The organism is Lachnospira multipara ATCC 19207, from assembly GCF_000424105.1.
GTDB classification, from domain to species: Bacteria; Bacillota; Clostridia; order Lachnospirales; family Lachnospiraceae; genus Lachnospira; species Lachnospira multipara.
In genome coordinates this window covers 1-14,024 of the sequence record NZ_AUJG01000003.1, presented here as the reverse complement: position 1 = coordinate 14,024, position 14,024 = coordinate 1, and the positions used below count along the sequence as shown (strand labels likewise).

The 14,024-nt window shown below is 37.3% G+C and carries 10 protein-coding genes; 7 read left to right on the top strand and 3 right to left on the bottom strand.

The features are described 5' to 3' along the window. Positions 1-5: 5 nt before the first annotated feature. The 3 genes from G600_RS0104175 to G600_RS0104165 all read left to right on the top strand — a co-directional run bounded on the left by G600_RS0104175 (position 6) and on the right by G600_RS0104165 (position 4,156). The gene (locus G600_RS0104175) at positions 6-998 is read left to right on the top strand and encodes an ABC transporter ATP-binding protein (protein ID WP_027430814.1); all 993 of its coding nucleotides are present in this window, start codon (positions 6-8) and stop codon (positions 996-998) included. Beyond that, positions 991-1,977, top strand: a complete 987-nt coding sequence (locus tag G600_RS0104170; protein ID WP_027430813.1) for an ABC transporter ATP-binding protein — start codon at positions 991-993, stop codon at positions 1,975-1,977. The genes G600_RS0104175 and G600_RS0104170 overlap by 8 nt, the downstream gene beginning before the upstream one ends. A 367-nt stretch (positions 1,978-2,344) precedes the next feature. Beyond that, the gene (locus tag G600_RS0104165; RefSeq protein ID WP_027430812.1) at positions 2,345-4,156 is read left to right on the top strand and encodes a peptide ABC transporter substrate-binding protein; all 1,812 of its coding nucleotides are present in this window, start codon (positions 2,345-2,347) and stop codon (positions 4,154-4,156) included. A 78-nt stretch (positions 4,157-4,234) separates the two neighbouring features. Here the strand turns inward: G600_RS0104165 and G600_RS0104160 are convergent, their stop codons facing one another. Then, on the bottom strand, positions 4,235-5,608 hold the full coding sequence (locus G600_RS0104160) for a dihydroorotase (protein WP_027430811.1): 1,374 nt from the start codon (positions 5,606-5,608) through the stop codon (positions 4,235-4,237). A gap of 193 nt (positions 5,609-5,801) precedes the next feature. Between G600_RS0104160 and G600_RS14950 the strand changes: the two genes are divergently transcribed. From G600_RS14950 to G600_RS0104140, 4 genes are all read left to right on the top strand, one after another. Next, on the top strand, positions 5,802-8,312 hold the full coding sequence (locus tag G600_RS14950; RefSeq protein WP_051195357.1) for a bifunctional diguanylate cyclase/phosphodiesterase: 2,511 nt from the start codon (positions 5,802-5,804) through the stop codon (positions 8,310-8,312). A gap of 232 nt (positions 8,313-8,544) precedes the next feature. Continuing rightward, positions 8,545-10,227, top strand: coding sequence for a hypothetical protein (locus tag G600_RS0104150; RefSeq protein ID WP_027430810.1), 1,683 nt, complete (start codon positions 8,545-8,547; stop codon positions 10,225-10,227). An 11-nt stretch (positions 10,228-10,238) separates the two neighbouring features. Then, positions 10,239-11,576 (top strand): M18 family aminopeptidase, encoded by a 1,338-nt coding sequence (locus tag G600_RS0104145; RefSeq protein ID WP_027430809.1) that lies wholly within the window; start codon positions 10,239-10,241, stop codon positions 11,574-11,576. 36 nt (positions 11,577-11,612) lie between these two features. Further along, a complete protein-coding gene (locus G600_RS0104140; protein WP_027430808.1) occupies positions 11,613-12,626 on the top strand; it encodes a tRNA dihydrouridine synthase in 1,014 nt (337 codons plus the stop codon). A gap of 109 nt (positions 12,627-12,735) precedes the next feature. Here G600_RS0104140 and G600_RS0104135 read toward each other — a convergent pair whose 3' ends face one another. Continuing rightward, positions 12,736-13,497, bottom strand: a complete 762-nt coding sequence (locus G600_RS0104135) for an SDR family NAD(P)-dependent oxidoreductase (RefSeq protein WP_027430807.1) — start codon at positions 13,495-13,497, stop codon at positions 12,736-12,738. A 173-nt stretch (positions 13,498-13,670) separates the two neighbouring features. Further along, the coding region (locus G600_RS0104130; RefSeq protein ID WP_027430806.1) for an RNA-guided endonuclease InsQ/TnpB family protein at positions 13,671-14,024 on the bottom strand (354 nt) is incomplete at its 5' end.

Sequence of the window (14,024 nt, the reverse complement as noted above, 5' to 3'; positions counted from 1 at the left end):
TTGAGATGAGTTTATTAGAAGTAAAAGATTTACATACATCATTTTTTACAGACGCCGGTGAAGTTAAGGCAGTAAACGGAGTATCATTTAACCTTGACGAAGGCAAAGTACTTGGTATCGTAGGTGAATCAGGTTCCGGAAAGTCTGTAACAGCATATTCAATTATGCAGATTTTAGCAGGTGCAGGAAAGATTGTATCTGGATCAATAAAGTTTAGAGGACAAGAACTAGTTAATTCTGGTGAGTCTGTAATGAAGACAATTAGAGGTAATAAGATCTCAATCATCTTCCAGGATCCAATGACAAGCTTGAATCCAACATACACAATTGGAAAGCAGCTTATGGAGGCTATTCTTCTTCATACTGATCGTAATAAAGAACAGGCAAGAGAAAGAGCAATCGAAATGCTTCAGCTTGTAAATGTTAACGAACCAGAAAAAAGAATGAAGCAGTATCCACATGAATTTTCAGGTGGTATGAGACAGAGAGTTATGATCGCTATGGCCCTTGCCTGCGAACCAGATATTCTTATTGCCGATGAACCAACAACAGCTCTTGATGTTACAATTCAGGCACAGATTCTTGAATTAATGCAGAATATTCAGAAGAAGTTAGGCATGGCAATCATCATGATTACTCACGACTTAGGTGTTGTAGCCCAGATGTGTGACGAAGTAATCGTAATGTATGCAGGTTCAATTTGTGAGCAGGGAACAGCAGATGCAATATTCTACAACCCATGTCATGAATATACTAAAGGCTTAATTCGTTCAATCCCAACTGATGCAAATTCAGGACAGAGATTAAAGCCAATTTCAGGAACACCAATCGACCTTCTTAATATGCCAAAGGGATGCGCATTTGCACCTAGATGTGAACAGGCATTAAAGATTTGTTTACGTGAAAAATGTCAAAGAATGCAGATTGATGCAGATCATCAGGCTGCATGCTGGATGAACGTTAAGAAATTAAAGGAAGGCGGTGCTATTAATGAGTAATGAGAACAAAAAAACACTCGTTGAGGTAAAGCACCTTAAAGAGTACTTCAATATAAATGTTGGCGCATTTAAGACAAAGCCCCTAAAGGCTGTAGATGATGTATCATTTACTATTAAAGAAGGCGAAACACTCGGTTTAGTAGGTGAGTCAGGTTGTGGTAAGACAACAGTTGGACGTACACTTTTAAATTTATATAAGCCAACATCCGGAGAAATCTGGTTTGACGGAAAAGAAATTAAGACAAAGAAAGATATAAAGGAATTCAGAAAAGATGCCACAATGGTATTCCAGGATCCATATTCTTCTCTTAATCCAAGAATGACAGTATCAGATATCATTGCTGAGCCGCTAGACATTCACAAGATGTATAAGACAAAGCAGGAAAGACAAGATAGAATTCTTGAGTTAATGAGCTATGTAGGTTTAAACAGTGAGCACGCATCAAGATATGCCCATGAATTCTCAGGTGGTCAGAGACAGCGTATCGGTATTGCAAGATCCCTAGCTGTAGATCCTAAGTTCATCGTATGTGATGAGCCTGTATCAGCCCTCGATGTATCAATCCAGGCACAGGTAATCAATATGTTTGAAGAATTACAGGATAAGTTAAATCTTACATACCTCTTCATCGCTCACGACCTCTTAGTCGTAAGACATATAAGTGATAGAATTGCCGTAATGTATCTAGGAAAGATGGTAGAATTAGCAGACGCTGATGAAATCTATAAGAGACCATTACACCCATATTCAAAGTCACTCATGAGTGCGGTTCCAATTCCAGATCCAAAGATTGCAAGAGAGAATCAGCGAATCGTATTATCAGGCGACATCCCAAGTCCACTAAATGCACCATCAGGTTGTCCATTTAGAACAAGATGTCCACATGCCACAGCAGCTTGTGCTGAAAGCATGCCAGAGTTTAAGGAAGTATCAAAAGGACATTTCGTAGCTTGTCATAGAGTTGGCGAAATTAACTAATAATAATACATAGTCTTGTTGTGTTAGCGAAAGCTAGCATAACAAGATTATGAAAATGCATAAAAACCTATATGCAAAAACTAACAATCAAGACATAAAAACCGATATGTCAGATTGTTATGAAAATGTATCACAACCGCAAATTTGACACATTTTTAAAAAGCACACAAAAGATGTTAGAATCATAAATATTGAAGATAGAAATATTATTTTTGATATACAATTAAAAAGATGATATAATATCATTAATTTAAAAAAGTTTGGGGAAACTTATCAATTAGGTCATACAATTCATAGTTGATTAATCTGCTGTAGACTATGGATTTTTATGATACACACATTTACAACCTTAAGGAGGAAAAGATTTATGAAGAAGAGACTTATGTCACTTATGCTTGTAGTCGGCTTAGTTGCAACAACAGTACTTTCTGGTTGCTCAGGCGCAAGCAAGAGTTCCGTAACAAACAAAGATGAAATCAATGTTTGCCTCGGTTCAGAACCACAGACACTTGATCCAGCACTTAATTCTGCTGTAGATAGTGGTACAGTATTAGCACACCTTTTCTCAGGTCTTGCAAAATGGGAGCAGGACGATTCAGGAAAGGCAGTTCTTGTAGCTGATGCAGCTGAAGAATTAGTAGACGGCGTTGAGAACGCTGATGGTACAGTAACATACACATACACATTAAAAGATGGCTTAACATGGTCTGATGGTGTTGCTGTAACAGCTAAGGATTTTGAATTTGCTTGGAACAGAGCAGCTTCAGTAGCACTTGCTGCTGATTATGGTTACATGTTCGATGTAATCGACGGATACGATGAAGTTTGGGCAGACGATGCAACAGGAAACGAAAAGCTTAATGTTAAGGCTACTGATGATAAGACATTAGTAGTAACACTTTCAAATGCAGTTCCTTACTGGAACGAATTACTTGCTTTCCCTTGCTACTACCCAGTAAGAGAAGATGTTGTAGCTAACGAAAGTTGGGCAACAGATCCTAGCACATATGTAAGTAATGGTGCTTACACATTAACAGGCTGGAGCCACAACTCACTCATCACAGTTACAAAGAATGATAACTATATTGATGCAAGCGAAGTTACAATGAAGACAATCAACTTCTATTTATCAGATGATGCTAACAACCAGTTAACAAACTTCCAGAACGGAAGCTGGCAGTTAATCGATGACGTTCCAACAAACGAAATCGAAAACTTAAAGACAAACTACGCTGATGAATTCGTAGTTGCAGGTCAGCTTGGTACATACTATGTATGCTGGAACATTAACGAAGAGTTACTTCCATCTACAAGCACATTAACAGGAACAGAGAAGACAGAAGCAGAAGCTGAAATCAGAAATGCATTCTCACTCTTACTCGATAGAAACTATGTAGTAGAAGGTATCGCTCAGGGCGGCCAGGTTCCTGCTTCATCATTTGTAGCTATGGGTATCACAGAAGCTGATGGTTCTGAATTCTATCAGAACGCAGGTGATTCAGATTCATACGATGGTTACTTTGATACATCAGCAGATGCATATTCAGATAACTGCGCAGCAGCTGTTGAAACATTAAAGAAGTACTACACATACGACGAGTCAACAAAGAAGTTCACTGACGTACCAACACTTACATACCTTTACAATACATCAGAAGGTCATAAGGCAATTGGTGAATACGTTCAGAGTACACTCGCTAACTACGGTGTAAATATTCAGCTTGAAAACCAGGAATGGGCAACATTCTTAACAACACGTAAGTCAGGTGATTACTCAATCGCTCGTAATGGTTGGTTAGCTGATTACAACGACCCTATCACATTCCTTGATATGTGGACAACAGCATCAGGTAACAATGATGTTCAGTTCGGTAAGGGCGACAACGCAGATGTTAAGGCTTACTCATTAGATCTTACATCATACGGTTATGACTTAAATGTAACAAATGGTACATGGGCAGAAACTTATGACGAGCTCATTACAATCATCAAGTCTTGTACAGATGATACAGTTCGTTATGAATTAATGCACAAGGCAGAGGATATGTTAATGTCTACAGGATGTATCACACCATTATACTTCTATACAGATCTTTACATGGTTGATGATTCAGTAGAAGGCTTCTTCTCAACACCACTTGGCTTCAAGTACTTTATGTACGTAACATACGCAGATTAATTTAATATTTAAGCCAATAAATAAAAAAGGCCTAGCTAGTGTAAACTAGCTAGGTTTTTTCTTATTATGAAAATGTATTTAGCCCCTATAAACAACATTTCCATTACAAATAGTAAAGAATACCTTACCCGGCAATTCCCAGCCTATAAAAGGCGAATTAGAAGCTTTAGATGCAAATTCCTCCTCCTTAACAGTCCAAAGAGCATCCTCGCCAAAGATAACAATATCAGCAATAGCCCCATCACTAATAGAAGCAGGAGTCATACGATAGAACTTATAAGGATTTGTACTCATAAGCTCAATAAGCTTCATCATAGAAATTTCACCAGTCTTAACCAAAGACTTCACACCAAGAGAAAGACTAGTCTCAAGACCAGTGATACCACTAGGCGCCTTAGCAAGCTCTCTTGCCTTCTCCTCCTTAGAATGAGGAGCATGATCAGTAACAATCATATCAATAGTGCCATCCTTAAGACCCTCAATAATTCTACGTCTGTCCTCCTCAGTACGAAGTGGAGGATTCATACGAGCATTAGTGCCATATTTAAGCACAGCCTCTTCAGTCAAAGTAAAATGATGAGGAGTAGCCTCTGCGTGAACATCAGCACCCATTTTCTTAAAAGCACGAACAATATCCACAGAATTACCAGAACTAATATGCTGAATGCAGACACTAGCTCCAGTATCAAGAGCAAGAACACAGTCACGAGCCACCATAATATCCTCGGCAGTTCTAGAAGCTCCACCGTAGTTAAGCTTTTTTGAAACCTCACCCATATTTACACCAGGATGCTTAATAAAGAAAGGATCTTCCTCGTGAAGAGAAACCGGTAAATCAAGCTCGTAAGCCTTCTTTAAAGCCTCATAAAGCACCTTCTCATCCATAAGTGGAAGACCATCATCAGTAAAACCGCAAGCCCCGTTTTTAGCCAGTAAGTCCATATCCACTAGCTCCTTGCCCATCATGCCGCAAGTAACATTAGCAGTTTGTAAAATGTGTATATCAGTCTGCTCACCCTTCTTGATACAATAGTTGAGAGTCTCTAAATTATCCACACTAGGCTTAGTATTAGCCATAAGGATAACAGTTGTAAAACCGCCCCTTGCAGCTGCCTTAGCCCCAGACTCGATATCCTCCTTATAAGTAAAACCAGGATCTCTAAAATGTACATGAGCATCACAAAGCCCCGGAGCCACCACAAGACCAGTGGCATCGATGACCTCAAGCTCAGCGCTAGCCCCACAGGCCCCGCTATTCTCATAGGCACTTCCGGCTGCACCATCAGCACTAGCCCCGCTATTTTCACAAGCCCCGTAAACTCCAGCCTTTACATCCTCTTCCTTGATTTCCTTAGCCACCTTCACAATTTTCTTGCCCTCAACTAAGACATCCATCACTTCATCAGTATTTGTAACAGGGTCCACGACCCTACCATTTTTTATTAAAATCATAATAACATCCTCCTGTTAAAGAAATAATACCATAAGCCACTGAATAAAGGTATAAAAATAATGATAAATGAAGCTCAAAAAATCTCAACTAAACAAGGAAAATCTCCGCCGTTATATATTTGTAAAACATATAAATTAATGGTATAATATATATACTATGAATCGTGAATATACAAAGTGATAGGGGCAGATTATGAACAGTGAGGATATGAGAACGTTTGTATTAGACAACTTCGATGATGCCTTAAAGCAGGGGAAACTAAAGCTATATTATCAGCCGATAATTAGGGCACTCACAGGAGAAATATGTGCAATGGAAGGTCTAGCTCGTTGGCAAGATGACGAACTAGGACTAATTTCACCCGCCAATTTCATTCCAGTACTAGAAGAGGAAGGACTAATTTATAAGTTAGATAGCCATTTGATTAGGCAAATGTGTATCGAATATGATAAAGCATATAAAAACGGAGAGATATTGTTGCCAGTATCTCTTAATTTCTCGCGCAAAGATTTCGAAATGACAGACATTTTCAAGGTTCTCGAAGAAAATACAAAAGAATTTAAAGTCCCTAGAGACATGATAAATATAGAAATCACAGAATCCACAGCCGGAAGAAGTAAGGAATTTATTCAAAATAAGATAAAGAGACTCAGAAGCGAAGGCTATGAAGTTTGGATGGATGACTTTGGAAGCGAGTACTCATCCCTAAATGTTTTAAAAGACTTCGACTTAGATTTAGTTAAGATTGACATGCGCTTCCTTGAGCTAAACACAGTAAAGGCAAAGCAAATCGTCCGCTTCATGATAGATATGCTAAAAACCATAGGTGTAAAAACCCTAGCAGAAGGTGTAGAAACTAAGGAACAGTACGATTTTCTAAGAGAAATAGGCTGCGATAAAATTCAAGGCTTCTATATTGGAAAACCAATGCCAGGGGTAGATGTAAAAGACTATTTTCATTTACGTGGTTTTAAATGTGAAGAGCACATAAATCTAAAATATTATGATGATATTGCTAGGTTAAACATTTTAAGCCAGACCCCAGCCCACGATTTTATTAATGCAAAGAAGGGAAAAGTAGAAGCCACAGATAACATAGAATCCCTTGCAATTATTGAAGTAGATGACGGAGCCATAGCTTTTAAATACTACAATAAAAAATATCTTGAAGAGCTACAAAGCGTAGGAATTAGTAGCATTGACGAGCTTGAAGGCATTTTATCAAACGATAATAACCTACTTAGAAAAAAGATAAAATTCATGCTAAATACAGTTGAGGAAGGCAACGAAGAATGTGTGGTAGACCACATTTTCAGAGATAATTTTTGTATCATTCGAATCTGTAAAATCGCCGAGGAGAATAAAAGACGAAGCTATGCCACTAAATTTATTAACGTCAGCAACAACAAAGACATGCTTCGCCTCTACAACAGAAGTATCGATATTAGCGCCATTTACAATGCATTTTCAAATGTGGACATTATAGATATTGAAAAAAAGAGAATCAAGAATATTTACACGAATATTCAAAATATTGAGCGAAATGATGATGCTGATTGCAGCAAGGATATACTTCTCTTTATGAATAAACACGTATATCCTATGGATAGAGAGCAATTCCTTGATTTTTATGATGTTAGCACCATGTATGAAAGACTTATAAAAGCCCCAAACAACAAGCTAGAAATATTCTATAGAACTAAGGATATTGAAGGAGAGTACAAGTGGTGCAAGGGCGTGCTGATGCTTGCTAGCACCAATAACAAGAAGCGCGTCATTTCCTGCATTCACATAATCGAGAGAAACGACCTTCTTAATATGCCTTTGGAGAAAATGCTACACGGCCTTGAAATCAAGAATGAGACCTTTACAGATGCCAACCTATGGCAGAATTTCATTTCAAACACAGATATTGGCATGTTCTGGAAGGACAAGGATAGACGCTTTGTAGGCGTTAACAGAGCCTTTCTTGATTACTATGGCTTTAAGTCCCAAGATAATGTCATAGGAAAAAATGATGAGGACATGGGCTGGCACATTGACCCAGAGAAATTTAAAAATGACGAAGAAGACATTTTAAAGCAAGGCATCCAAACTCATTCAGTTACAGGAACCTGCCTTAATAATGGCTCCATTAGAAATATTAAAGCAAGTAAAATGCCATACTATAAAGATGGTAAAATCGAAGGCTTAATTGGCTATTTCCTTGAAGTAGGAGACAGGGCAAAAAGCCTAGGAGACCAGGATTATAGAGACGATATAACCATCGCCTTAAATATGAAGGGCCTCCTTGATAGCGCCCAACAGTTTGTAGATAGCTATATTATGCATCATTACGACTTTAATATTTTCTATATAGATATTGTGGACTTTAGACATTTTATTAATAGTAATGGCCACAAATTATCCATTAGAGTACTTGAAGAAGTAGCGCTAAAGATAAAGGAAAAGATAGGCACCACAGGGGTTTTAGCTCGTATCGGAGGAGATCATTTTGTTATTCTAAAAACTGTAGTTAACGAAGAAGAAGACAAAAAATTAATAGAGGAAATCCGAGAAGAAATCTATAATATAAGAAGAATAGATAACGTGCCATCCACAATTTATCTAAATATCGACGTAGATAAATTTTCAAATATGAAGAACCTAGACAATTTCATAGTTAACATTATCAGAAAGTCCGTAAGGGCTGATGAAGGGTAAATTGCTCTAAACTTTTACAAGCTGTTTTTAGCAGTATCAAAACTAGCGTGGAAAAGTTGGACCCTCCTATGGGCAACTTATCTATAGATTAATGCCGTCATGCAAGTGTATGTGTATGGCGGCATTTTTATTTTTTTTCTAAACTATTTAATAATTAGTTAAATTTTGATAAAATACATTGGATGTGAATAAATAATGGAGTATAATTCAATTATTTGGAGGGAGTCACAATATGATAAAAAAATTCAAGTCCGCAATGAAAAGAATATTTAAATCAAAAGCCAATTTACTAGCAGTTGGAGTTACAATGCTAGTTTTACTAGTTGCCCTTGGGGCCACTTATGCCGTGCCTTACGCGGTGGAGAAGGCACTTTATAGAAAAGAGAATCTAGCAACTGATGAAGTTCTAGATAAGACTTATCAGGAAAAAGAAGCAAAGCATCTTGAAGGCCTAGAAAGACTAGATAGAAACACTTGTAGAGGCTCTAATAGAAGAAAGATTATAGATTTAAAGAAGTGTCAAGGAGAAAGACAGAAGGCAAACGCTCAGTCAAGTACAACTAGTGCTAACGCTTTCTTTTGTGACTATGAAACAAGCAATAACGAAATCATTACTAATGTTGATGAAAATGAAGCACTAGCTAACGGCTATCAGCCAATCCGCACAGTTAAAGAGCTAGTAGAAGCAAGCAGTCATACAGATGGCAAGTACATCCTTTTAGCTGACCTTGATATGTCAGAAGTTGATTGGCAGCCTTGGGATTTTGCAGGAACTTTTGAAGGAAATGGACATGTAATCTACAACCTAAAGGTAACTAGCCTATCAAGCACAACAACCGTTACTTACGATGGAAACTATAAGACTTATGATACTTATAGCGCAGGCTTTTTTGGAAAGCTCTCAGGAAGCGTTTCTAATTTAGGACTTATTGGGGCAAATGTAACAATAAAGTCAGAAAATTATGCCATGCTTGGAATTCTTGCTGGTATCACAGAAAATGCCCAAATCGATAACTGCGAAATCTATGGTTATGTAGAACTTGAAACAAGCGCTGTAATGAACGGTGTTGGCGGTTTAGTTGGCTACGGCAATGGTAGTGCTAATAATTGTAGAATAAATGTGACATTAGTTTCAGTTGATACAGATAAGGAAGTTAAGGATGAAAACTTCCTAGGTGGCGTCCTTAGCGCAGGCTACCTTGATATTGATAACTGTACTGTAATCATTGATGGTTACGATTCAGACCACGGTTACGTTCACAGCGGTGGCCTTGTGGGAATGTATATTTTATATCCTAGAACTACCATCTATGAAGGCAGTATTACAGGAAATTCAATAACAGGTACTATTAGTTTTTTTGAAGACAATACAGATAGAAGAGCCTACTGTAAAGGCCTTATTGGTGAAGTCATGAACTGGACCTTTGCAGCAGCTACAAACTACTATCAGGACTTTGTAAGAAATGAAATCTTTGAATACGACACAAATCTCTATCCAGAAGGAGACAGAAGCACAGCCGTAAAGACGGAAGAAATCATTGAGCCAAGCCCAATAAGCGTTGGCTATACAAAGGTGACATACACAGCTACAGGTTATAGCTTTAACACAGACTACACTCTTTACGAAGTAAACGTTGATGAATGGGAAGTTCTTGTGGAAGCCACAAGTGAGCATTCAGGCATTAAGAAGGGCGTAGACACAGTTAATCAGCGAAACGTCTATATTGACTATGACTACGAAGAGGAAGTTTCAGCTGAAGATACCAGCCTTTCTAATGAGGAAAATGCATCCACAATTACTGAGGCAGTTAAGTCCCACGCTGATTTTATATTACCGGTAGTTGCAGTAATAGTAGTAATTATTCTATTAGTCTTAAGATTTACTGTATTTTCAAAGAAAACTAAGAAGAAATAGAGGTTGTAAATATGGAAGAAAGTAATTTTATTGACACAAGTAAAGACCTATTAAAATTCATTGAGGAGAGCCCATCAGCTTTCCACGTTGTAAATAATTTTGCTAAGATGCTTGAAGACGAAGGCTTTGTGCGCCTTAGCGAGAACACAGAATGGAGCCTAAGCCAGGCAAAAGGCTATTTTGTAACAAGAGGCGACTCAAGTATTATTGCCTTTAGATTCCCAAAGGATGGAGCAGTAGATTTTACTAATTTCCAGATAACTGCTGCCCACTCAGATTCTCCAAGCTTTAAGATTAAAGAGAATCCAGAGATGACTATGGATAGCAAGTATATTGTGGCAAATGTTGAAAAATACGGCGGTATGCTTATGGCCCCTTGGTTTGATAGACCCCTATCTGTGGCAGGACGTGTAATTGTAAAGGAATCAGATACCTTTGAGTCTCGTTTAGTAAATGTAGACAGAGACCTCTGCCTCATTCCAAACCTTGCAATTCACATGAATCGCGAGGCTAATACAGGGCTAAATTACAATGCCCAAAAGGACATGCTTCCACTAATGGGAGATATTGAGTCAAAGGACCTATTTAACACAGTAATTGCAGATTCAGCAGAAACGGATGTTAACGACATTGTGGCAGCAGATCTATTTTTATATAATAGAATGCCCGGTAGCATCTGGGGCCTTGATAATGAGTTTATCTCAAGCCCTAAGCTAGATGATTTGCAGTGTGCCTACACTTGCATGAATGCCCTTATGAGAGCCGATAATTCCAATGGTGAAAGCGTAAATGTTTGCGCCATTTTTGATAATGAAGAAGTAGGAAGTACAACAAAGCAGGGTGCTGACTCAACTTTCCTAACAGATACACTAGAGCGCATCTCAGACATGTGTGGAAAGCAAAGAGAAGGCTATAAGAGAGCCATTGCCAGCTCCTTTATGATAAGCGCAGATAATGCTCATGGCGTTCATCCAAACTATCAGGACAAGGCAGACCCAACTAATAGACCATACCTTAACGGGGGCATTGTTATTAAATATAACGCTAACCAGAAGTACACAACAGATGCCCTATCAGCAGGCATTTTTAAGGAAATATGCAAGAGAGCAGGAGTGCCAACTCAGAGCTTTGTGAATCGTTCTGACATTGCCGGCGGCTCAACTCTTGGAAATATCGCTAATTCCCACCTATCCCTTAACACAGTGGATATTGGATTAGCTCAGTTAGCTATGCATTCACCATATGAGACAGCAGGAATTAAAGACACAAAGTACATGCTTGATGCCATGACTAAGTTCTATGAAACAAGCATCTACACAAATAGAAATGGTAGCATAAGCCTAAGATAAAAAGTTATATAGTTAGATAGAAAGAGTTTTAAAGTTATGAAGATATATTTAGCCCCTCTAGAAGGACTAACAGATTATACCCTTAGAAACCCCTTTGAAGAAGTTTACGGCCAGGGAAAAGTAGATAAGTATTTTACACCCTTTATCTCCCCTAATAGTTCTGAGCGCTTCCTAACCAAGGAGATGAGGGATATAGATAGGCTTAATAATACTAATAAAAATGTAATACCCCAGGTAATGACCAACAGTTCCAAGGACTTTATCTGGACCATTAAAAAACTTTATGAAGAATTCGGATATAAAGAAATTAATCTAAATGCCGGCTGTCCCTCAGGAACAGTAGTATCAAAGGGCAAGGGCTCTGGCTTTTTAGGAGACCTTGATAAAATGGAGAAGTTCTTTTATGAAACTTTTTCAAATCCCTATATAGAGGCCAATAACATTAAGATATCTGTAAAGACTAGAATAGGTCTAAATGACAGTGATCATTGGGAAGATATCCTTGATATCTACAATAAATTTAAACTAGAGGAATTAATAATTCATCCAAGAATTAGGTCCGATTTTTACAAAAATGATGTAAAGCTTGAAGCTTTTAATCTAGCCCTTAAAAAAAGCACTAACAAAGTAGTTTATAATGGAGATATCTTTACAAGAAGAGATTATCTAGAGTTTATAGATAAATTTCCAGATTGTCAGGCAGTAATGCTTGGAAGAGGTTTAATAGCAGATCCTGCCCTAATAGATGTATTAAAAGCAGACAATCCTAAGGATTATGTAAGAGATTTAGAATATGATAAAGAAAGATTATCTAAATTCCATCAAAGAGTCTTAGAAGAAAGACTTAAAATCATGTCAGGAGATAAGCATGCTATCCACAGAATGAAGGAAATGTGGTGTTATATGGAATATGTTCTAGATGACAAGAAGGACGTAAAGCTAGTTAAGAAATCCCAGAAGATGGAAGAATATAAGCTAGCGGTTAAGGTATTATTAAACAATACCAACATTGAAGAAAAAGAACATATTTCCTTTTGGAAAAAACATTAAATAACAAGCTTAATTTACATTAAGTTAAGACTAAAAAAGAGCCCTTAGGAGCATTTTAATAAGGATAATTCTTATTAAAAATGCTCCTAAGGGCTCTTTTTATAATTTACTATCTGCTAAGTTTTTTTGATTGCTGATTTCCACAAATCTTTGCTGATAAAAGTCTTGGAAGGAATCTATTACCAAGTACAGCTAGCTTCATATAGTTGGTTGGTATAATAATAACTCGTCCCTTAAACATCTCCTCAATAGCTATTTTTGCACAGAATTTAGGACTAATTCCCTTAAGGCTAAATTTTACATTAGCCACATTATTAAAGTTAGTATCAACAGGTCCTGGGCAAAGGGCAGATACACATACCTTAGAATGTTGGTTCTTAAGTTCTGTAGCAATTGCAGTTGTAAGGCTTGTTACATAAGCCTTAGTGGCATAATAAGTTGCCATATAAGGACCAGCATAAAAAAGACCAGCACTAGATGCCACGTTTAAGATATAACCGTAATTTCTTTTCTTCATTTTCTTTAAAACAGCTTTAGTAAGCACATGAACTGCCTTAATATTAAGATCAATCATGTTAAGTTCCTTATCTAGACTAGTCTTTGTAAATTCCCCTAAATCTCCAAAACCAGCATTATTAACTAATATGTCGATACGTTTTCTATTAACATAACTAACGAGCTTGTTTAAATCCTTTTCCTTTGAAAGATCTAGACCCAGAGTCTTAGTTTTATTTGGAAGACAAGCAGCAAGCTCATCAAGAGCCTTTTTGTTTCTAGCTACTAATATAAGTCCGTATCCTTTTTTACTAAGAATCTTAGCAATTTCCATGCCAATACCAGAACTGGCACCTGTAATAAGAGCAACTCCCATAAATACCGTTACTGAAAACTTATAAAAAGTTATATGCTTTTATGTTTCATTCCTACTTCAGCGAGTATGCTTTTGATGGTACAAATACCTATCTACTCACAAGTTCTTGTACTCTCCATAGGCGTAAATTCCGAACTAACGTATCCGTACATATTTGCATTAACGTTTAAGTGTTAGCTTGCAAATTTTTCTCCATAAGCTCTTAGATTGAGTGATGCTTGGAAATCTCTATCTATAACATTTCCACACTCACATCTATAAGTTCTATCAGATAGTTTTAGATCCTTTTTAATTTTCCCACAGCAACTACAAAGTTTTGATGATGGATAAAATCTATCAGCTATAATAAGTTGAATACCACTATCATTGCATTTGTATTCTAGTTGTTTTCTAAATTCAAAGAATCCCTGATTTTGAACTACTTTGGATAGGTGCCTATTCTTCATCATTCCACCAACGTTTAAATCTTCAATACAGATAAATCTTGGTTTTCGATTTACTATCTCAGATGTGGTTTGATTCAAATA